This is a genomic window from Dickeya lacustris (assembly GCF_029635795.1).
Taxonomy (GTDB): Bacteria; Pseudomonadota; Gammaproteobacteria; order Enterobacterales; family Enterobacteriaceae; genus Dickeya; species Dickeya lacustris.
The window spans coordinates 2,144,280-2,165,006 of the sequence record NZ_CP114280.1 but is presented as its reverse complement, the minus strand read 5'-3'; the positions used below and the strand labels follow the sequence as shown (position 1 = coordinate 2,165,006).

Here is a 20,727-nt window from a genome sequence, read left to right as displayed (position 1 = left end):
ACCAGATAGGCAGAAGGCTGTAAAGCGGTATCACTCACGATCGCGGGCTGAACCTGCGCCAACGCGCGATAAAATACAACGAAATTTTTCTCAGGGATTTTGGTGCTATGCAGAGAGTAACCCCTTTGGCGCTTTATCAGCAGGCTCTGGCAGCGCAAACCTACCAGCCAGACGCGGTGCAACATCAAACCGTAATACGGCTGAGTGCGCTGCATCAGGCGCTGGTAGAAGAGGTTTGGGCTCGTTCAGAAACGTCAGCCGGTCTGTTGCAAACATGGCGCAACTGGTTTCGGCAAAAGGAAAAAACGCCCGCACCGGTGCAAGGGCTATACATGTGGGGTGGCGTGGGGCGGGGTAAAACCTGGTTAATGGATCTGTTTTTTCACAGTCTGCCTTCCGAGCGTAAGCTCCGGCTACATTTCCATCGTTTTATGCTGCGTGTGCATGAGGAACTCAACCAGTTACAGGGGCAGGAGAATCCATTGGAGAAAGTCGCCGATGGCTTCAAGGCGCAGACGGATATCCTGTGCTTTGATGAGTTTTTTGTCTCTGATATTACCGATGCGATGCTATTAGCCGAACTGTTACGGGCCTTGTTCTCACGCGGTATTACGCTAGTGGCGACCTCGAATATTCCACCGGATGAACTGTATCGCAATGGCTTGCAGCGCGCCCGCTTTCTGCCTGCGATTGCATTGATAAAGCAACACTGTGATGTGCTCAATGTGGATGCGGGGATTGATTACCGGCTAAGAACACTGACGCAAGCCCACCTCTATCTCACGCCGATCAACACGCAGACTGATGAGGCGCTACGGGTGATGTTCAGTCGTCTTTGTGGGCAGCAAGCCAGTGAGCCGGGGCCGATACTGGAAATCAACCATCGTCCGCTGGCGACGCGCTATGCCGCCGACGGGGTACTGGCGGTAGATTTCTCGACCTTGTGCGTAGAGGCGCGCAGTCAGAATGATTACATCGCACTGTCACGGCTCTATCACACGGTGTTGTTGCACCATGTGCCGGTGATGCACGTTCAGCATGAAAATGCAGCGCGCCGTTTTCTGGCGTTGGTCGATGAGTTTTACGAGCGGCGAGTCAAACTGGTTATCTCTGCACAGGCCCCGATGTTTGAAATTTATCAGGGTGAACACCTGAAGTTCGAATACCAGCGCTGTTTGTCCCGGTTACAGGAAATGCAGAGCGAGGCGTATCTCAGCGAGGCGCATTTACCGTAACACACGCCGCCCGAGGAAAGGTGGCGTGTTTCATTTGCCCGGAAATAGCATTACGCCAGATAACGACGAAACCAGGTTAGTGTGCGCGACCAGGCCAGTTCAGCGGCAGCGCTGTCGTATCGAGGGGTGGAGTCATTATGAAAACCGTGGTTGGTGCCCGCATAAACATAAGCTTCGTAGGGTTTATTGGCTGCCTTTAACGCTGCCTCGTAAGCGGGCCAGCCTGCGTTGATGCTTTCATCGCGCTCGGCGTAGTGCAGTAAGAGCGGGGCGTTAATGTGAGCGACATCTTCGGCTTTGGGTTGTCTGCCGTAAAAAGGAACGGCGGCGGCCAGCTCCGGGTAGGCAACCGCCGCCGCATTGGCAACGCCGCCGCCATAACAGAACCCCGTGATGCCGACTTTACCGGTTGAATTCTGATGGTGGAGGAGAAACTCAACGGCGGCAAAAAAGTCATTCATCAGTTTGGTCGGGTCTACTTTTTGCTGCAATTCCCGCCCTTTGTCATCGTTGCCTGGGTAGCCGCCAACAGAGCTCAGGCCATCGGGTGCCAGTGCCAGAAAGCCAGCTTTGGCCAGTCGCCGCGCAACGTCTTCAATGTAAGGGTTCAGTCCACGGTTTTCATGCACGACCACGATGGCCGGTATTGGGCCGCTGATTTTGGCTGGACGCACCAAATACCCCCGCACGTTGCCGTGCCCCTTTGGTGAGGGGTAGGTGATGTACTCGGGCAGGATTGCCGGGTCGGTAAATTCCACTTGCTGTGCGGTAATCCCCCCATTTTTAACCGGGCAGATAAGTAGAATCAGATAAGCGCTGAATATGCTGCATTGGTGTGAAGCCATTCAGTGCCATATTCGGTCGTTCGTGATTATAGAACCATTGCCATTGTGTGGCGTATTCCTGTAACTCACTCAGAGAAATAAACAGATTGTGTCCCAGCCATTCATAACGCACTGTCCGGTTATAACGCTCAATATACGCATTCTGTTGTGGCTTCCCCGGCTGAATAAAATTGAGGATGATATTTTGTCGTTCAGCCCATACTATCAGAGTGTTACCTGCATATTCTGGTCCGTTGTCACATCGAATCGATGCCGGTTTCCCTTTCCATTCAATCAGTTGTTCGAGAGTTCTGACTACCCGACTGGCCGGAAGGGAAAAATCGACCTCTATTGCCAGGGCCTCGCGATTGAAATCATCAATAATATTCAGCAGACGAACGGAGCGACCATCTGACAACTGATCATGCATAAAATCCATTGACCAACTCTCGTTACTGCCAGTGGGGACCCTCAGTGGTTCCGGCTTTTCACGTTTCAACCGTTTTTTAGGTTTTATCCGCATATTCAGCGACAGTTCGCAGTAAATCCGGTAAATTCTCTTGTGGTTCCAGACAAAGCCTTTCACGTTGCGCAGATACAGGTAACACAGGCCGAAGCCCCAGTTTCGCTGGCTGTCCGTGATGCGCACCAGCCAGTCAGCAATCCGTTGATTTTCCTGACTCAGTAAGCGCCTGTATCGGTAGCAACATTCGCTGACGACGAAAGAGCTGACAGGCCAGACGGATACTGATCCCCCGGTGTTCAACTGCATGCAGAGCCATCTGCTTCCGGTCTGATGGCTTCACCACTTTTTTGCCATCGCTTCCTGAATAATTTCGGCCTTCAGACGCTCTTCAGCATACATTTTTTTTAGTCGGCGATTTTCTTCTTCAAGCTCTTTCAGTCGGCTCATCAGTGCAGCATCCATCCCGCCAAACTTTGAGCGCCATTTATAAAAACTGGCACTGCTGATGCCATGCTCCCGGCACAGTTCAGGAACCGGCGTACCCGCCTCAGCCTGTTTGAGAATGGTGATGATCTGACTGTCAGTAAAACGTGATCGTTTCATAGAAATCCCCCTGCATTCAGGTTAGGAGAAAATTCTACTTATGCATGCACTGGTTTTTCGGGGGGATTACCGTGCCAGCGCATAGTTTGGACTCATCAGCGATAACAGCGTGAGCGCGGTCAGCCCGCCTGCCGCATATTTGGCGGCGCGTTCCAGAAATTCACGTTTAGTGAGCTTGCCGTGGGCATAGTAATCATACAATTCTAATAATTCGGGCTGGAAGTCGGCGGCAGTCAGGCGTGTCATGGGGCATCCTTCGGTGTTGTGTTTGTATGTATTTGGTTGTGTAAATGTAGCAAAAATGCGTCTTGTTAGCGTAAAGAACCGGTGCTCACCACCATGAATGCTGATTGCTGTAACGCGATGACGAGCCTGGCGCTTTATTTTTTCGGTATCTCGTCGGCTGGTTCGATATTTATGCTGTATAGAGAAGAAAAAAAGTCGACCTTTGAGATCGACTTCTCTATAATCTTGCGACCCCACGTTACAACAAAGTTTTTTTCCCGAAACTTTAATCGCGCTGGCAATAGCTATTCGAAGGGGTAGGTTTGCTGGACTAGATAGCCGTGTGAACCTCAACACTATTTATTGAAGCGTTTGGGTGTTCACCAACGTGTAACTTAAATTGGGTAAGCTTTTAATGAAAACTTTTACAGCTAAACCAGAAACCGTAAAACGCGACTGGTACGTTGTTGACGCGAGCGGCAAAACTCTTGGCCGTCTGGCTACTGAACTGGCTCGTCGTCTGCGCGGTAAGCACAAAGCGGAATACACTCCGCACGTTGATACCGGTGACTACATCATCGTTCTGAACGCAGAAAAAGTTGCTGTAACCGGCAACAAACGTTCTGACAAAATGTACTACCATCACACCGGCCACATCGGTGGTATCAAAGAAGCGACCTTTGAAGAGATGATTGCCCGCCGTCCTGAGCGTGTAATTGAAATCGCGGTTAAAGGCATGCTGCCGAAGGGCCCGCTGGGTCGTGCTATGTACCGTAAACTGAAAGTTTACGCGGGTAACGAGCACAATCACGCGGCACAGCAACCGCAAGTTCTGGACATTTAATCGGGATTACAGGCAATGGCTGAAAATCAATACTACGGCACTGGTCGCCGCAAAAGCTCCGCCGCTCGCGTATTTATCAAACCGGGCAGTGGCAACATCGTTATCAACCAGCGTACGCTGGAACAGTACTTCGGTCGTGAAACGGCTCGCATGGTCGTTCGTCAGCCGCTGGAACTGGTCGACATGGTTGGCAAACTGGACTTGTACATCACCGTTAAAGGTGGTGGTATCTCTGGTCAGGCCGGCGCTATCCGTCACGGTATCACTCGTGCGCTGATGGAATACGACGAGTCTCTGCGTTCTGAACTGCGTAAAGCTGGCTTCGTTACCCGTGACGCTCGTCAGGTTGAACGTAAGAAAGTCGGTCTGCGTAAAGCACGTCGCCGTCCGCAGTTCTCCAAGCGTTAATTTCTGGCTGCCTGGCAGCGAAATCAATGCAGAAAAACCCGGTGCTTGTCTCCGGGTTTTTTTTTGCACACCGTCAAGGCATGAAAAATGCGTTGTGATTACAGCGGGTTATTCATGAAAGTGTGCTTATCCCCCCACAAAACAAACAGAATCTGGTACACTATCTGCCGGTTTTTGTGCCTGCTTGCCAGCGAACGATTTTAACAGAACGACAAACGTCGTCCGGTTTTCTCGTCCAGAGAAAGCCAAACGCGGCAGGGCCTGCAGGATCATACGATCGGTTATTCGCCGTATTTTTTCGATAACTTGGAGGTTTTCATGGCTGTCGCTGCCAACAAACGTTCGGTGATGACGCTGTTTTCCGGTCCGTCCGACATCTTTAGCCATCAGGTCCGCATTGTGCTGGCCGAGAAAGGGGTAAGTGTCGAGATTGAACAGGTAGACATGGATAATCTGCCGCAGGATCTTATTGACCTCAACCCTTACGGTTCTGTTCCTACACTGGTTGATCGTGAGCTCACGCTGTATGAATCTCGCATCATTATGGAGTACCTGGATGAACGTTTTCCTCATCCGCCGTTGATGCCGGTTTATCCGGTGGCGCGTGGCAATAGCCGCCTGATGATGCATCGTATCGAGCAGGATTGGTACTCACTGATGAAAACCATCGAGCGCGGTAATGCGCAAGAGGCAGAGGCTGCGCGCAAGCAGTTGCGTGAAGAGTTGCTGGCTATCGCCCCGGTTTTCAACGAAGCGCCTTATTTCATGAGTGAAGAGTTCAGCCTGGTGGATTGCTATCTGGCACCGCTGTTGTGGCGTTTGCCGCTGCTGGGCATTGAACTGAGCGGTTCGGGTGCCAAAGAGCTGAAGGGTTACATGACCCGTGTGTTTGAACGTGATGCATTCCTCGCTTCGTTGACCGAAGCCGAGCGGGAAATTCGGTTACAAGCCAGAGGGTAATGACATGACGTTGTCTCAGCTCTCTGCGCGCCGGCCCTATTTATTACGCGCGTTCTATGACTGGCTGCTGGATAATCAACTGACGCCTCATTTGGTCGTTGATGTCACGGTTCCCGGCGTGCAGGTGCCGATGGAGTTTGCCCGCGATGGCCAGATTGTGCTGAATATTGCGCCGCGCGCGGTGGGCAATTTGGAACTGGCGGATGACTGCGTACGTTTTAATGCACGTTTTGGCGGTGTGCCCCGGCAGGTATTTGTGCCGATGGCCTCTGTGATGGCGATTTATGCCAGAGAAAATGGCGCTGGCACCATGTTTGAGCCAGAACCTGCGTATGAGGCCGTTGAGGAGTTTGCGCCTCAGTCAGCGGACGACGAGGATGCCAAGCCGACGTTGATGTCGGTCGTAGACAATCCATCGTCTGCCGATACTCAGCCAGAGCAGCCGGATAATGAGCCGCCCTCGCCACCCAGAGGGGGCAGACCCGCGCTACGTGTTGTTAAGTAGCGTGATTTCGGCGTAAATCATCCGAATTAGAAAAGGCACATGACAGTGCCTTTTTTGTTTTCCGTTTTTGACTCTAGCCATCATCGATAATGAGCACGTTTCTTTCGTGCGCGGTGAAGAAAAAAGGCAAGGCAGTTTCCTGCCTTGCCTGTTGCCATAAACCGGTGAGTAGCGGTTTAGACTTTAGACTTCCAGATAGTTCATGATGCCGTCAGCGGCTTTACGCCCTTCTGCAATCGCTGTGACTACCAGATCAGAGCCGCGCACGGCGTCACCACCGGCGAAAATTTTCGGGTTTGATGTCTGGAACGCGCTATCGCTTTGTTCCGGTGCGACGATGCGCCCTTGTGCATCAAGCTCGACGCCATGCTCTGCCAGCCAGGCCATTTGGTGCGGACGGAAACCAAACGCCATGATAACGGCATCCGCTTCCAGCACATGCTCGGAACCGGCAACCGGTTCTGGGCGGCGACGGCCATTGGCATCCGGTGCGCCCAGTTCCGTTCTGACCATGCGCACGCCGCACACTTTACCCGAACCATTGATTTCAATACTCAGCGGTTGCAGGTTAAAGCGAAATTCCACACCCTCTTCGCGTGCATTTTTCACTTCACGTTTGGAGCCCGGCATGTTTTCTTCATCGCGGCGGTAAGCACAGGTGACATGAGTCGCGCCCTGGCGAATCGATGTGCGTACACAGTCCATCGCGGTGTCGCCACCACCCAATACCACGACGCGTTTGCCTTGCATAGAGGTGTAGGGTTCCTGCTCGCTGTTGGCGAATCCCATCAGGTGCTTGGTGTTGCCAATCAGGAACGGTAACGCATCATAGACGCCGCTGGCGTCTTCGTTTTCCAGCCCGCCGCGCATTGACTGATAGGTACCGACGCCGAGGAACACTGCATCGTATTGTGCCAACAGGTCGCTTAATGACACATCTTTACCGATTTCGGTATTGAGGCGGAACTCCATCCCCATATCGGTGAAGATTTCGCGCCGTTTGGTCATCACCTCTTTTTCCAGCTTGAAGGCAGGAATACCGAAGGTCAGCAACCCGCCGATTTCCGGGTGCCTATCATACACGACCGCTTTGACGCCGTTACGTGTCAGCACATCGGCACACGCAAGGCCCGCCGGGCCTGCGCCGATAATCGCCACACGTTTTCCGGTCGGCTGCACTGAGGACATATCTGGCCGCCAGCCCATTTCAATGGCTTTATCGTTGATGTAGCGTTCGATATTGCCGATGGTGACAGCACCGAATTCGTCGTTTAGGGTGCAGGAGCCTTCGCATAAGCGATCTTGCGGACAAACGCGACCACACACTTCCGGCAGGCTGTTGGTCTGGTGAGACAGTTCAGCCGCTTCGATAATGCGGCCTTCGTTCGCCAGTTTCAGCCAGTTCGGAATGTAGTTATGAACCGGGCATTTCCATTCACAGTAAGGGTTGCCGCAAGCCAGGCAGCGATCTGCCTGGGCTTTGGACTGGCTTTCCGAGAACGGTTCGTAAATTTCGACAAACTCGATTTTACGGATTTTCAGCGGTTTCTTGGGCGGATCAACGCGCTGTAAGTCGATAAACTGATAAACATTCTGACTCATGATGACCTCTTACTGCGCCTGAACCCGCAGCTCCGCTGCGGAACGACTACGATGACCCAACAACGCTTTCACATCACTTGATTTCGGCTTCACCAGCGCGAACCGGGAGGCCCATTCCGGCCAGTTAGCGAGAATTTCTTCACCGCGTTGTGAGCCGGTGTGCTGGACATGCTCGGTAATCAATCCACGCAGGTGTTCTTCGTGGATTGCCAGATTCTCGACATCCAACACTTCCACCAGTTCAGGGTTGACGCGCTTGCGGAATTCGCCGTCGTCATCCAGCACGTAGGCAAAGCCACCGGTCATACCGGCGCCAAAGTTAACGCCGGTGCGACCCAGAATACAGACGATACCGCCAGTCATGTATTCACAGCCGTTATCGCCGATCCCTTCCACCACGGTGATAGCCCCGGAGTTACGCACCGCGAAACGCTCGCCAGCGCGGCCCGCAGCAAACAGTTTGCCGCCGGTAGCTCCATACAGACAGGTATTACCGATGATGCTGGCTTCATGGCTACGGAAGGCTGACCCGACCGGTGGGCGCACCGAAATGACGCCGCCTGCCATGCCTTTACCCACGTAGTCGTTGGCATCCCCGGTGAGGGATAACTCAACGCCACCGGCATTCCACACGCCGAAGCTCTGGCCTGCCGTACCGGTAAAGTAGGCTTTGATAGGATCGCTCGCCAGGCCCTGATCGCCGTGTTTCGCCGCGATAGCGCCAGAGAGCGTCGCGCCGACAGAACGGTCGGTGTTACGGATGTCAAAATAGAGCGCCTTGCTCTGTCGGGCATCCACATGCGCTTGCGCCTGCTCAACCAAGGCGGCATTGAGCAGCCCTTTGTCGAACGGCGGGTTGCTCTCTGTGCAATACAGCGCTTTACCCGGCTGCGGCGTTACGGTGTGCAGCATCGGCGACAAATCGAGTTTATTTTGTTTCGCGGTCAGGCCATCAAGCTCGACCAGCAAATCGGTACGACCAATCAGGTCAACCAAACGCGGCACGCCCAGTTCGGCCATCAGCTCACGGGTTTCGCGGGCGATAAAGGTGAAGTAATTCACCACGCGCTCCGGCAGGCCGTGATAGTGATCGCGACGCAGTTTGTCATCCTGAGTGGCTACACCGGTGGCGCAGTTGTTCAGATGGCAAATACGCAGGTATTTACAGCCCAGCGCCACCATCGGGCCGGTACCGAAACCGAAGCTTTCCGCACCCAAAATCGCCGCTTTTACAATATCCATACCGGTTTTCAGGCCGCCATCGACTTGCAGACGGATTTTGTGGCGCAGGCCGTTGGCCACCAGCGCTTGCTGGGTTTCGACCAGACCCAGCTCCCACGGGCAACCGGCGTATTTCACCGACGTCAGCGGGCTGGCACCGGTACCGCCGTCATAACCGGCGATAGTAATCAGGTCGGCATAGGCTTTTGCTACACCGGTGGCGATAGTCCCGACACCCGGTTCAGAGACCAGTTTGACGGAGATCATCGCTTTCGGGTTGACCTGTTTCAGGTCGAAAATCAACTGCGCCAGATCTTCTATCGAATAGATATCATGGTGCGGCGGTGGTGAAATCAGGGTCACACCCGGAACGGAATAACGCAGACGTGCGATATACGGGGTAACTTTATCGCCCGGCAACTGGCCGCCTTCACCCGGTTTCGCCCCTTGCGCCACCTTAATTTGAATCACATCGGCGTTGATGAGATAGGCCGGTGTCACACCAAAACGGCCTGAAGCGACCTGTTTGATGCGCGAAACCTTATTGGTGCCGTAACGGGCCGGGTCTTCACCGCCTTCACCGGAGTTGGAGTAACCGCCGATGCTGTTCATGGCTTGCGCCAGTGATTCATGGGCCTCCGGGCTTAATGCCCCGATAGACATCGCGGCTGTATCAAAGCGCTTGAACAGCTCGTTTTCCGCTTCAACCTGCTCAAGAGCAATTGCTGCGCCTTCCTTCGGTTTTATTGCCAGCAAGTCGCGCAGCATAGACGCCGGACGCTCATTGACCAGCTTGGCGTACTGCTGATAGTCGCTGTACTCGCCGCTTTGTACGGCGGTTTGCAGCGTTTTCACCACATCCGGGTTATAGGCATGGTATTCGCCGCCATAGACGAATTTGAGCAAACCACCCTGATCCAACTGCTTGCGTTTGAGCCACGCGCGTTTCGCCAGATTTTGCAGGTCTTGCTCGAAATCGCTGAAGTTAGCGCCGCTGATACGACTGACAACGCCCTGGAAGCAGCGTGAAGCGACATCCTGATGCAGGCCGACCGCTTCAAACAGTTTTGAACAGCGATAAGAGGCGATGGTGGAAATCCCCATCTTCGACATTATCTTGTACAGGCCTTTGTTGATGCCGTTGCGATAGTTCTGCATCACCGTGCGGTACGGTTTGTCGATGGTGTGGTTATCCACCATCCGCGCCAGCGTTTCATAGGCCAGATACGGGTAGACAGCGGTTGCGCCGAAGCCCAGCAACACCGCGAAGTGGTGCGGGTCGCGCGCGCTGGCGGTTTCAACAATGATGTTGGCGTCGCAACGCAGGCTCTTTTCGACCAAACGGGCCTGAATCGCCCCGACAGCCATCGGCGCGGGCACCGGCAGACGGTCTTGCGCAATGCCACGGTCAGTCAGCACCAGCAATACGGCACCGGCACGGACTTTGTATTCCGCTTCGTCACACAGTTTTTCGACCGTTTCCTGCAACGAACGCTGTTTGGGATCGAAGGTGATATCGATCTTCTCAGCGCGATAGTGCTCAGGATCCTGATTGATCAACTGAATGAAATCGGAGTAGAGCAGGATCGGTGATTTGAAGCTCAGGCGGTGTGCCTGGCCTTCGGCTTCGCAGAACACGTTCATCTCACGGCCAATACAGGTCGCCAGTGACATCACATGTGCTTCGCGCAGCGGGTCGATAGGCGGGTTTGTCACCTGGGCGAACTGCTGGCGGAAATAATCATAGATAATACGTGGGCGGCTCGATAGCACGGCAAACGGCGTATCATCGCCCATAGAGCCGGTTGCTTCCTGACCGTTCTCACCGAGCACGCGGAGCACCTGATCCAGCTCTTCAAAGCTGTAACCGAACTGTTTCTGATAGGTTTCCAGCAAGCCATCGTCGAATTCACGGCTACCGACCTGATCGTCCGGCAGCTCTTCGAACGGCACCAGACGCTTAACGTTTTTCTCCATCCACTCTTTGTACGGATGGCGGCTTTTCAGGTCGTCATCGGTTTCGGTAGAGTGCAGGATACGGCCAGTGCGGGTGTCGATAACCATCAGCTCGCCGGGGCCGACGCGGCCTTTTTCCACCACTTCGTCAGGCTGGTAATCCCAGATACCCACTTCGGAGGCACAGGTAATCAGCTTGTCTTTGGTGATGACATAACGCGCCGGACGCAGGCCGTTACGGTCAAGGTTACAGGCAGCGTAGCGACCATCGGACAACACCAGACCGGCCGGGCCATCCCACGGCTCCATGTGCATGGAGTTGAAGTCGAAGAAGGCGCGCAGTTCCGGGTCCATGTTCGGGTTGTTCTGCCAGGCCGGCGGCACCAGCAGGCGCATGGCACGTACGATATCCATACCCCCGGCAAGGAACAGTTCCAGCATGTTGTCCAGCGACATGGAATCTGAGCCGCTCTCATCAACAAACGGCGCTGCATCCAGCAAATCGGGAATCAGCGGGGTCTTGAATTTGTAGGCACGAGCGCGAGCCCACTGGCGGTTGCCGGTAATAGTGTTGATTTCACCATTGTGTGCCAGATAGCGGAACGGCTGCGCCAGCCGCCAGCGCGGTACGGTATTGGTTGAGAAGCGTTGATGGAACAGACAGATGGCTGATTCCAGACGCAGGTCAGCCAGATCCAGATAAAATCTCGGCAGGTCGGCAGGCATGCACAGACCTTTATAGATATTCACCAGATTGGAGAGGCTGCACACATAGAAATCTTTATCCTGCACGCGCTTTTCAATACGGCGGCGCGCCATAAACAGGCGGCGTTCCATATCGCGCGGACGCCAGCCAGCTGGCGCATTGACAAAAATCTGTTCGATGCGAGGTAATGAGGAGAGCGCGATTTCACCCAATACATCGGGGTTAGTCGGCACTTCACGCCAACCCAACACTGACAGGGTCTCATTTTGCAGCTCTTCTTCTACGATTCGGCGGGTTGCGCGGGCTTTCTCCTCATCCTGACTGAGAAAAAGCATACCGACCGCATAATTGTTGGCCAACCGCCAACCATGCTCTTTTGCCACTAAGCGGAAGAAGCGGTCAGGTTTTTGCAGCAACAGGCCACAGCCGTCGCCCGTTTTGCCGTCAGCAAGGATCGCGCCACGGTGTTGCATACGCGCCAGTGCGTGAATCGCCGTGCGCACAACCTTGTGGCTCGGTTCACCTTCTATATGGGCGATCAATCCGAAACCACAGTTGTCTCTTTCATGGGATGCATCGTACAACATATCTCAGTGAACCTCCCCAGGCTCTTGTAGGACTCTCATCATCACTCAAATCACCACCGGTGACGGCTGTTTTTACCGCGCACTAACCGAGAGCGACCCGTGCACTGCACCATAATGGTTTCAGTGGTATGCGCCGCTCTCTTTGTCTTGCCTCTCGTAAGGTCTCACAAGTGGTGTGACTTGCGTGATGAGGGAGTCTTCTTCTTACTGCATAAATATGACGAGACGTTCGCTCGTCAGGAAAGCTTCCAGCGGATTCCCAAATTAACGATAAACCCGGTTCAGGTCAAATCTCACGCCTGAAAGAGTGCTTTAGGGATAATATTTGCTTATGTTTATGAAATAAAAGGAATTTTTTAATAAAAATAAGATGTTGGCGAGCGAAGTGGAGACCGTGAATTGTGAGCGCTATCACTATGCAATTAGCGAGTTTTTGTCTGAGCATGCTATGCATATCCGACTTTATGGCACGTTATCCTGTTTGTTGCGTTTTTTTTGCTTTATGCCACTGTTTTTTAGTTGATGCTCATCTTTTAATGGAGTGCGCGTCGTGGATAAGAAAAATTAATCAGGGATGCCATGATTTTATTTTCAAAAAAAACGAATAAAAATGCAATTATGTAAGCCGGGACGGATTGATCGCGGTCATCGCCGTTTTCAGGCGTAAAAGGTAGGCTGATTTTTTATGAAATGAAGAATCAGAATATGCAATTGCAAAAATTAATCAATATGTTTGGTGGTGATCTTCAGCGCCGTTATGGCGAAAAGATTCATAAACTGACATTACACGGTGGATTTAGTTGCCCAAACCGTGATGGCACATTGGGACGAGGCGGCTGTACGTTTTGCAATGTCGCGTCATTTGCCGATGAACACATGCAGCAGCAGAGTATTGCCGACCAACTTGCGGCACAAGCCGGAAAAGTTAATCGCGCAAGCCGTTATCTGGCTTATTTTCAGGCCTATACCAGCACTTATGCCGAGGTACAGGTTTTGGCTGCCATGTATCGTCAGGCGTTGGCTCAGGCTGATATGGTTGGCCTGTGCGTCGGCACCCGGCCCGATTGTGTGCCGGACGCCGTGTTGGATCTCCTTTCTGCGTATCGAGAGCAAGGCTATGAAGTGTGGCTGGAGCTCGGCCTGCAAAGCGCGCACGATCGCACACTGCGTCGTATTAATCGCGGACATGATTTCACCTGCTATCAGCACACCGTAAAGCGCGCCCGTGACAGAGGGCTGAAAGTCTGTACGCATTTGATTGTCGGGCTGCCGGGTGAAGGTGCCCCCGACTGTCTGGAAACGCTGTTGCGGGTGGTCGAGGCGGGTGTCGAAGGGATAAAACTGCATCCGTTACATGTGGTGACAGGCAGCGTGATGGCCAAAGCATGGCAGGCGGGACGTTTGTCGGCTTTGCCGCTGGAGCAGTATGTGGCGATTGCCGGAGAGATGATTCGCCACACGCCGCCGGATGTGGTCTATCACCGTATTTCTGCCAGTGCCCGTCGGCCAACCTTACTGGCGCCGCTATGGTGTGAAAACCGCTGGACCGGCATGGTTGGCGTTCACGATTATCTCCTCAAGCAGGGTGCGCAGGGTTCCGCGCTGGGGCAGCCGTTTCATTACACACAGAGTTAACCTTCAGTACCGCTCGCAAATTAGCCGCACATTTACCGCCGGCATGATTTTTTTACGGTATCATTTCCGTGTTGATGATTAAGGAAAACTGCTATGAGACAAATCAGGCTGCTGGCTCAGTATTATGTGGATTTGATGGTCAAACTGGGGCTGGTTCGTTTTTCTTTGCTGCTGGCGTCGGTATTGGTGTTATTGGCGTTAGTGGTACAGATGGCAGTGACGCTGCTGCTGACGGGCAAAGTTGAAGATATCGATGTCGTGCGTTCAATCTTCTTCGGGTTACTCATTACGCCCTGGGCGGTGTATTTCTTGTCCGTTGTGGTGGAACAACTGGAAGAGTCGCGTCAACGCTTATCCCGCCTGGTCGCCAAGCTTGAAGAAATGCGCCAGCGCGATCAGGAACTGAATGAGCAATTACAGGGCAATATTGCCCAATTGAATCAGGAAATCAGCGATCGTATTAAGGCTGAGGAAGCCCGTTTGTTGATGGTGGCCAAATTGCGCGAGGAGATGGCGCGGCGTGAGCAGGCCCAGCGAGAACTGGAACAGCAGTCAGCCTTGCTGCGGTCTTTCTTGGATGCCTCACCGGATCTGGTGTACTACCGCAACGAAAACAAAGAATTCTCCGGCTGTAACCGGGCGATGGAGTTGCTGCTTGGCAAGAGCCAGAAACAGCTTATCGGGCTGACGCCCAAAGATGTCTATCCGCCAGATATTGCCGAGAAAGTGATGGAAACGGATGAAAAAGTCTTCCGTCATAACGTCTCGCTGACGTACGAACAATGGCTGGTTTATCCCGATGGGCGCAAGGCCTGTTTTGAGCTGCGTAAAGTGCCTTTTTACGACCGCATGGGTAAACGTCACGGGCTGATGGGGTTTGGCCGCGATATTACCGAGCGTAAGCGCTACCAGGACGCGTTAGAGAACGCCAGCAGGGAGAAGACCACCTTTATCTCAACGATCAGCCACGAGCTTCGTACGCCGCTTAATGGCATTGTCGGGTTAAGTCGCATTCTGCTCGATACCCATCTGGACGCCGAGCAGCAAAAATACCTGAAAACCATTCATGTCAGTGCCATCACGCTTGGCAATATCTTCAACGATATTATCGAAATGGATAAACAAGAGCGGCGTAAAGTCCAGTTAGACAATCAACCGGTTGATTTTGTGGGCTTTGTGGTGGATCTGGAAAATCTGGGCGGGCTGTTGGCTCAACCCAAAGGGCTACAGCTGAAGATGGAACTGCATCAGCCGTTGCCTAAAACCATCATTACCGATGGAACGCGGCTGCGCCAAATCCTCTGGAACTTGCTCAGTAATGCGGTGAAGTTCACCCGTGAGGGCCATGTTTCTATACGGGTCTGGCATGAGCAAGGGGATCGTCTGCGCTTTGAGGTTGAAGACTCGGGAATGGGCATACCCGCAGATGAACTGGAGAAGATTTTCTCGATGTACTATCAGGTGAAAGACCAGCATGGCGGTAAACCGGCTACTGGCACCGGTATCGGCCTTGCGGTTTCTAAGCGTCTGGCGCAGAGCATGGGCGGTGATATCCATGTAACCAGTGACTTAGGTAAGGGGTCCTGCTTTACGCTGACAGTGAGCGCGCCAGTGGGTGATAGCGATGAGTCCGGTGACGATGAGCAGGATGAGCTGCCGCTGCCTGCGCTGCATGTGTTGTTGGTGGAAGACATTGAGCTAAACGTCGTAGTGGCGCGTTCGGTATTGGAAAAATTGGGTAGCAGCGTCGATGTGGCGATGACCGGGCAGGACGCGCTTGATATGTTCGACCCGGATGAGTTTGACCTGGTATTGCTGGATATTCAGCTGCCAGACATGACCGGGCTGGATGTGGCGCGCCGGTTGCGTGAGCGTTATCGCGATCGCGCTATGCCGCCGCTGGTGGCGCTGACGGCGAATGTGCTGAAAGATAAAAAAGAATATCTCGATGCCGGGATGGATGATGTCCTCAGTAAACCGCTGGCTGTACCGGCGCTGACGGCGGTTATCCAGCAGTATTGGGATCATCATGCTCAACCTGAGTGGGTTGAAGAGACGGTGGATAAAGACTCACTGCATGAGCGGATATTGGATATTCCGATGCTGGAGCAATATCTCGACCTGGTGGGGCCAGTGCTGATTCATCAAAGCCTGGCCATGTTTGAGCAGATGATGCCGGGATACCTGGCAATTCTTGAGTCCAATATGACGGCACGCGATCAGAAAGGCATTGCCGAAGAGGGGCACAAAATTAAAGGCGCGGCAGGCTCGGTGGGGCTACGTCATCTGCAACAGGTTGCGCAACAGATTCAAACGACGACATTACCCGCATGGTGGGACAACGTACAAGAGTGGGTGGATGAGTTGAAACACGACTGGCAGCAGGACGTTCAGGTATTGAAGGAATGGGTTTCAGAGGCTGAAAAAAAATGACCCCGACCGAAGCCGGGGTGCGCGAATTATGCGCCAACACCAGGGAAAGCTGTCCACTCGCGTTCGCTCTCAGATGTCATTGGTACGCAAGCGTTTGTGAAATCCCATCTTCTGGCAACACACACCATAGCAAATATGGCGTCGTTTGTTACAAGAATCATTAAAATGTGTGATGTAGATTAGTGTTTGTCAATCAAAAAATCAATTAGTTGATGTAATGAAATGAGGCTTGAGTGATGAAAAAAGTCGGTGTCGTACTCAGCGGATGTGGTGTTTATGATGGTTCAGAGATTCACGAAGTTGTCTTGACTCTGCTTGCAATTGATCGCGCTGGCGCGCGCGCCGTCTGTTTTGCGCCAGACAAGGATCAGATGCATGTGGTAAATCATTTGACCGGGGAGGAAACCGGTGAGAAACGCAATGTTTTAGCGGAGTCAGCCCGTATTGCCCGTGGTGACATCCTGCCATTATCCAGCGCCGATCCACAACAGCTTGATGCGCTGATTGTGCCCGGTGGCTTTGGTGCTGCAAAAAATTTGAGTGATTTTGCTGTGCGTGGTGCTGCCTGCGAAGTTGATAACGATCTGAAAATACTTACTCAGGGAATTCATAAGAAAAATAAACCAATTGGCTTTATTTGTATCGCTCCGGCACTCCTGCCAAAACTGCTCAATACTCCGGTGCAGCTTACAATTGGTCATGATGAGGCGACAGCTCAAGCTATCGCGGAGATGGGCGGTATACATGTTGTCTGCCCGGTTGACGATATCGTGGTGGATGTGGAAAACAAGGTTGTGACCACACCCGCCTACATGTTGGCTAACTCTATCGCAGAGGCGGCTGTCGGAATTGAGAAACTGGTGATGCGGGTTTTGGAACTCACACAATGAGTTTTTTCCGGCAACCCAGGCAGAATAGCGGCCTTAACCGAGGCTGGCGGCGCGTCAGGTGCTGTGCATTGCGCATACTCGGCGGCGTAGCGGCATGTTGGCTGGTCGCTATTGTTTTATTTGCTTTTTTGCCGGTTCCTTTTTCCGCTGTCATGGCAGACCGGCAGATTAGCGCCTGGCTTGATGGCGATTTCAGCTATGTTGCGCATTCTGACTGGGTTGCGATGGAGGATGTTGCCGCCGTCATGCCGTTGGCGGTGATTGCGGCTGAAGATCAAAAGTTTCCGCGCCACTGGGGGTTTGACTTTGAGGCCATTACTGCGGCCTTGCGGCATAACGAGCAGCACGAAAACCGTATTCGTGGCGCATCGACATTGTCACAACAGATGGTTAAAAACCTGCTGCTATGGGATGGTCGTAGCTGGCTGCGTAAGGGGCTGGAAGCCGGGCTAACGGTTGCCGTGGAAGTGGTTTGGACTAAACGGCGAATTTTGACGGTATATCTGAATATTGTTGAGTTTGGCCCCGGTATTTTTGGTATTGAAGCGGCCGCCCAGCGGTTTTTTAACAAACCGGCCAGTCGGCTGACGGCATCTGAGGCCGCGCTGCTCGCCGCCGTACTACCCAACCCTATCCGCTATCATGCCAACAAGCCGTCTGGTTATGTTGTTCGTCGTCAGCAATGGATTTTACGCCAGATGCATCAGATAGGCGGAGCCGGGTTTCTTGAAGCCAACCGTTTGTATTAATGCGCTGGAAACAGGCTCCTGATATCGGGTGGCTGTTTCCGTTTTTGTCGCCCATCAATACCGGTTTTTGCTTTCGCCATCAGTGTTAGCGTGCTGTCTGGCTTTTGTGCGTTAACGCAATAGCCAGCGGTTATTATCCTTTTTGTGGAAAAACTATCCATCATCTACAGTGTGGATGCCCTCCGGTTTTTGCGATGGGCCCAGGGGCCAATCGTTAAATCATTGGCGTGATATGATGGGGTGTTTCGAGAAAAAATCATACAAATCATAGCAGTGTAAAATAAGGGGGCGGCGATGCGACATGTCTTCATCTTGCTGATATCACTTTTATTATGCTGGAGTTCGGCAGGTTGGGGGGCGGGTGAGCCTCAAAACGACAATTCTTCTTATGTATTTTTGCAGCGTGAGGCGCTTGTTGAGGCCAGAGATCAACTGCAACAGCATCGTGCTCTTCCCCAGACGGAGCTGGCGTATCGGGAGCTGCTGCATGCAGCCGACCGTGCGCTGAAATCTCCGGTGATGTCGGTTACTCAAAAACTTTCAATACCCCCAAGCGGCGATCGGCATGATTACCTGAGCCTTGCGGCTTACTGGTGGCCAGACCCGCATCAAAAAGAGGGGGTGCCCTGGATACGACGTGACGGTGAAGTGAATCCGGCAACCAAAAATGAGCAGACGGATGCCGTGCGTTTGGCGACATTTACTCAACGAGTCTGGGTACTGTCGCTGGCATGGTATTTTTCGGGGAAGCCTGAATATGCAAATAAAGCGATTACCCTGATTCGTGCCTGGTTTATTAGCCCGGAAACACGTATGAACCCTAACCTGAATTATGCGCAGGCGATAACCGGGCGTAATTCAGGTCGCGGTGCGGGGGTTTTAGATGGGCGCTATTTTGCCACCCGAATGGTTGATGCGCTGCTGATACTGCGTCAATCCCCTGGCTGGCGTCATGAAGATGAGCAGTCGCTCCGGCAATGGATGACAGATTATTTGTCATGGTTACAAAACAGCCCTTCCGGTAAGCAGGAGTCAACGGCAAAAAATAATCATGGCAGTTGGTATGCCGTGCAGGTTGCCGGGATAGCTGCCTATCTCGGTAAGCCTGAAACGGTTAATGCAATGATAGCGCTGGCGCGGAAAAAACTGGCGCATCAGCTGTCGGCAGACGGTTCACAACCGGAAGAACTGGCCCGCACCCGCTCATTTCATTACAGCCTCTTTAATTTACAGGCTGCCAGCCTGATGGCGATGTTGGCAGAGCGCGATGGGGAAGATCTGTGGCAGGCGCTGACCCCTCAGGGGAGTAGCCTATTGGCTGCGCTTGATTTTATGGCGCCTTACCTCGATGTCCATCGCCCGTGGCCCTATAAAACGATGGGCAGAGAGGGCGCGGCGTTGATTCCTCTCATGTTGCAGGCTGAACGAGCAACAGGCTCGCTGCGTTATCAGGCGATTCTCCATCAGGCGGGGTTTATGCCATTTTTGCGTGGCGAATGGGATGGTGCGCCCGATCCCGGTGCCGATGTGCGCAGAGAAAGCTGGCTGTTGTCGCAGCCGAGGCAGCGCGCCGATAATTCACAGCATAACAAGTAGGGTGCAGCAAGCGTGGCGCTGAGGTTTAATTTTGATGAGGGCAGCAATTGCTGCCCTGAATACAGTGGGGCGATGGATACCGTTTGTTAGTCGAGGTAGCCAAAAGCGGTGGTGACATGTTTAACGCCACTGACCTTGCTGACGATTTCTGCCGCTGACGTGCCTTCACGGCGTGTAACCAGGCCGAGCAGGAACACTTCGCTGTTCTCTGTTGTTACCTTCACATTGGAGGATTTTACGGTATCGCTGGCGAGCAATTGCGAACGAACCTTGGTCGTGAGCCAGGTGTCCATTGATGCGGTTCCCAGAGAGATAGGCGCGCCTTTACGAATTTCGTTGTACACCTCGGTGGTGCCTTCTACGCCCATTGCAATTTGTTTAGCCCGGTTTGCCAGCTCCATATTGTTTGTCTGGCCGGTCAGTAGCACTTTGCCCTGATAGGCGGTCACGGAAACCCGGGCTTCTTTGCTTAACTGGGTATCTTTACCCAGCGCGTTGGAGACCCTGACTTCGAGTGTGCCATCATCAACCTGGGTGCCGACGGTGCGGGGATCGGTTGCTGATTTGGTCGCCACTGCCGCACTGCCGACCGCGACTGCGCCAATGCAGCCTTGCAGCATCAGGCAGGCTGACAGCATGGCAATGCAATAAAAGATCCTCATGGAGCACTCCTTAATCGTTTTGGTGTGGGAAAAGTGTGTTATCGATTAGATCGCACAAGCAGTTAACCGTCAGCATGTGAACTTCCTGAATACGGGCGCTGCGATGAGAAGGAATGCGAATTTCGACATCTTGCTGCCCTAACAACCCAGCCAGCTCTCCACCATCGTGCCCGGTCAGCGCGACGATGGTCATATCGCGGGTGACGGCGGCCTCTACCGCTTTGACGATATCCCGGCTGTTACCGCGTGTTGATATCGCCAGAAGCACATCCCCTGCCTGGCCTAATGCACGCACTTGCTTGGCGTACACCTCTTCGTGCAGGCGATCGTTGGCTATCGCTGTTAAGACCACATTATCGGCATTAAGTGCGATTGCTGGCAGGCTCGGGCGCTCGGTTTCGAAACGATTGATCATACTGGCGGCAAAATGCTGTGCGTTGGCCGCAGAGGTGCCGTTGCCACAACACAGGATTTTGTTGCCATTAAGCAGAGATTGCACCATCGCCATTGCCGCACGTGAAATGGCATCCGGTAGCGCTTCAGCAGCGGCAATCTGGGTTTGGATACTCTCGGTAAAACAGCCTTTAATTCTCTCCAGCACGTTTTTTTAACCTGTCTTG

Annotated in this window: 15 protein-coding genes and 2 pseudogenes; 10 read left to right on the top strand and 7 right to left on the bottom strand. The window is 53.1% G+C overall.

Annotated features, from left to right (window positions below; genetic code table 11):
* Nucleotides 1-107: 107 nt before the first annotated feature.
* Nucleotides 108-1,235, top strand: a complete 1,128-nt coding sequence (zapE, locus tag O1Q98_RS09805; RefSeq protein ID WP_125258002.1) for a cell division protein ZapE — start codon at nt 108-110, stop codon at nt 1,233-1,235.
* 50 nt (nt 1,236-1,285) lie between these two features.
* Here the strand turns inward: zapE and yghX are convergent, their stop codons facing one another.
* From yghX to O1Q98_RS09790, 3 genes and pseudogenes are all read right to left on the bottom strand, one after another.
* Nucleotides 1,286-2,080 (bottom strand): YghX family hydrolase, encoded by a 795-nt coding sequence (yghX, locus tag O1Q98_RS09800; protein ID WP_125258003.1) that lies wholly within the window; start codon nt 2,078-2,080, stop codon nt 1,286-1,288.
* A pseudogene (locus O1Q98_RS09795) lies at nt 2,019-3,128 on the bottom strand (IS3-like element ISKpn20 family transposase). Before O1Q98_RS09795 ends, yghX begins: the two are co-directional and overlap by 62 nt.
* A 72-nt stretch (nt 3,129-3,200) precedes the next feature.
* Nucleotides 3,201-3,374 (bottom strand): annotated as a pseudogene (locus O1Q98_RS09790) (YghX family hydrolase); the annotation flags it as partial.
* Nucleotides 3,375-3,768: 394 nt separating this feature from the next.
* Between O1Q98_RS09790 and rplM the strand changes: the two are divergent.
* The 4 genes from rplM (at nt 3,769) to sspB (ending at nt 6,070) form a co-directional block, all read left to right on the top strand.
* Nucleotides 3,769-4,197 carry a 50S ribosomal protein L13 gene (gene rplM / locus O1Q98_RS09785; protein ID WP_012883052.1) on the top strand — a complete coding sequence of 143 codons (429 nt, stop codon included), beginning with the start codon at nt 3,769-3,771 and terminating at the stop codon, nt 4,195-4,197.
* A 15-nt stretch (nt 4,198-4,212) separates the two neighbouring features.
* On the top strand, nt 4,213-4,605 hold the full coding sequence (rpsI, locus tag O1Q98_RS09780; protein ID WP_013316025.1) for a 30S ribosomal protein S9: 393 nt from the start codon (nt 4,213-4,215) through the stop codon (nt 4,603-4,605).
* Nucleotides 4,606-4,923: 318 nt separating this feature from the next.
* Nucleotides 4,924-5,565, top strand: coding sequence for a stringent starvation protein SspA (gene sspA, locus O1Q98_RS09775; protein ID WP_125258007.1), 642 nt, complete (start codon nt 4,924-4,926; stop codon nt 5,563-5,565).
* A gap of 4 nt (nt 5,566-5,569) precedes the next feature.
* Nucleotides 5,570-6,070, top strand: coding sequence for a ClpXP protease specificity-enhancing factor (gene sspB / locus O1Q98_RS09770; protein WP_125258008.1), 501 nt, complete (start codon nt 5,570-5,572; stop codon nt 6,068-6,070).
* A 183-nt stretch (nt 6,071-6,253) separates the two neighbouring features.
* Here sspB and O1Q98_RS09765 read toward each other — a convergent pair whose 3' ends face one another.
* Nucleotides 6,254-7,672 carry a glutamate synthase small subunit gene (locus O1Q98_RS09765; RefSeq protein WP_125258009.1) on the bottom strand — a complete coding sequence of 473 codons (1,419 nt, stop codon included), beginning with the start codon at nt 7,670-7,672 and terminating at the stop codon, nt 6,254-6,256.
* A gap of 9 nt (nt 7,673-7,681) precedes the next feature.
* The gene (gene gltB, locus O1Q98_RS09760) at nt 7,682-12,142 is read right to left on the bottom strand and encodes a glutamate synthase large subunit (protein ID WP_125258010.1); all 4,461 of its coding nucleotides are present in this window, start codon (nt 12,140-12,142) and stop codon (nt 7,682-7,684) included.
* Between the two features lie 705 nt (nt 12,143-12,847).
* Between gltB and mnmL the strand changes: the two genes are divergently transcribed.
* The 5 genes from mnmL (at nt 12,848) to O1Q98_RS09735 (ending at nt 19,445) form a co-directional block, all read left to right on the top strand.
* Nucleotides 12,848-13,777, top strand: coding sequence for a tRNA modification radical SAM protein MnmL/YtqA (gene mnmL, locus O1Q98_RS09755; RefSeq protein ID WP_125258011.1), 930 nt, complete (start codon nt 12,848-12,850; stop codon nt 13,775-13,777).
* 93 nt (nt 13,778-13,870) lie between these two features.
* On the top strand, nt 13,871-16,210 hold the full coding sequence (arcB, locus tag O1Q98_RS09750) for an aerobic respiration two-component sensor histidine kinase ArcB (protein ID WP_125258012.1): 2,340 nt from the start codon (nt 13,871-13,873) through the stop codon (nt 16,208-16,210).
* A gap of 236 nt (nt 16,211-16,446) precedes the next feature.
* Nucleotides 16,447-17,100, top strand: a complete 654-nt coding sequence (elbB, locus tag O1Q98_RS09745) for an isoprenoid biosynthesis glyoxalase ElbB (protein ID WP_125258086.1) — start codon at nt 16,447-16,449, stop codon at nt 17,098-17,100.
* A complete protein-coding gene (mtgA, locus tag O1Q98_RS09740; protein WP_125258013.1) occupies nt 17,097-17,849 on the top strand; it encodes a monofunctional biosynthetic peptidoglycan transglycosylase in 753 nt (250 codons plus the stop codon). The genes elbB and mtgA overlap by 4 nt, the downstream gene beginning before the upstream one ends.
* 294 nt (nt 17,850-18,143) lie before the next feature.
* Nucleotides 18,144-19,445: an alginate lyase family protein gene (locus tag O1Q98_RS09735; RefSeq protein ID WP_125258014.1), complete on the top strand. Its 1,302-nt coding sequence runs from the start codon at nt 18,144-18,146 to the stop codon at nt 19,443-19,445.
* 86 nt (nt 19,446-19,531) lie between these two features.
* On the opposite strand, the gene dolP is transcribed toward O1Q98_RS09735, so the two are convergent.
* Together dolP and diaA are read right to left on the bottom strand one after the other, a co-directional pair.
* Nucleotides 19,532-20,107 (bottom strand): division/outer membrane stress-associated lipid-binding lipoprotein, encoded by a 576-nt coding sequence (dolP, locus tag O1Q98_RS09730; RefSeq protein WP_125258015.1) that lies wholly within the window; start codon nt 20,105-20,107, stop codon nt 19,532-19,534.
* Nucleotides 20,108-20,117: 10 nt separating this feature from the next.
* Entirely contained in the window at nt 20,118-20,708 is a 591-nt protein-coding gene (diaA, locus tag O1Q98_RS09725; RefSeq protein ID WP_125258016.1) for a DnaA initiator-associating protein DiaA, read from the bottom strand.
* Nucleotides 20,709-20,727: the final 19 nt, after the last annotated feature.

Bases quoted from the DNA above. Each gene is read 5' to 3' on its own strand.
- arcB (WP_125258012.1), top strand. From the start codon at position 13,871: ATGAGACAAATCAGGCTGCTGGCTCAGTATTATGTGGATTTGATGGTC.
- sspB (WP_125258008.1), top strand. From the start codon at position 5,570: ATGACGTTGTCTCAGCTCTCTGCGCGCCGGCCCTATTTATTACGCGCG.
- rplM (WP_012883052.1), top strand. From the start codon at position 3,769: ATGAAAACTTTTACAGCTAAACCAGAAACCGTAAAACGCGACTGGTAC.
- zapE (WP_125258002.1), top strand. From the start codon at position 108: ATGCAGAGAGTAACCCCTTTGGCGCTTTATCAGCAGGCTCTGGCAGCG.
- O1Q98_RS09765 (WP_125258009.1), bottom strand. From the start codon at position 7,672: ATGAGTCAGAATGTTTATCAGTTTATCGACTTACAGCGCGTTGATCCG.
- mnmL (WP_125258011.1), top strand. From the start codon at position 12,848: ATGCAATTGCAAAAATTAATCAATATGTTTGGTGGTGATCTTCAGCGC.
- gltB (WP_125258010.1), bottom strand. From the start codon at position 12,142: ATGTTGTACGATGCATCCCATGAAAGAGACAACTGTGGTTTCGGATTG.
- elbB (WP_125258086.1), top strand. From the start codon at position 16,447: ATGAAAAAAGTCGGTGTCGTACTCAGCGGATGTGGTGTTTATGATGGT.
- O1Q98_RS09735 (WP_125258014.1), top strand. From the start codon at position 18,144: ATGCGACATGTCTTCATCTTGCTGATATCACTTTTATTATGCTGGAGT.
- dolP (WP_125258015.1), bottom strand. From the start codon at position 20,107: ATGAGGATCTTTTATTGCATTGCCATGCTGTCAGCCTGCCTGATGCTG.
- mtgA (WP_125258013.1), top strand. From the start codon at position 17,097: ATGAGTTTTTTCCGGCAACCCAGGCAGAATAGCGGCCTTAACCGAGGC.
- yghX (WP_125258003.1), bottom strand. From the start codon at position 2,080: ATGGCTTCACACCAATGCAGCATATTCAGCGCTTATCTGATTCTACTT.
- rpsI (WP_013316025.1), top strand. From the start codon at position 4,213: ATGGCTGAAAATCAATACTACGGCACTGGTCGCCGCAAAAGCTCCGCC.
- sspA (WP_125258007.1), top strand. From the start codon at position 4,924: ATGGCTGTCGCTGCCAACAAACGTTCGGTGATGACGCTGTTTTCCGGT.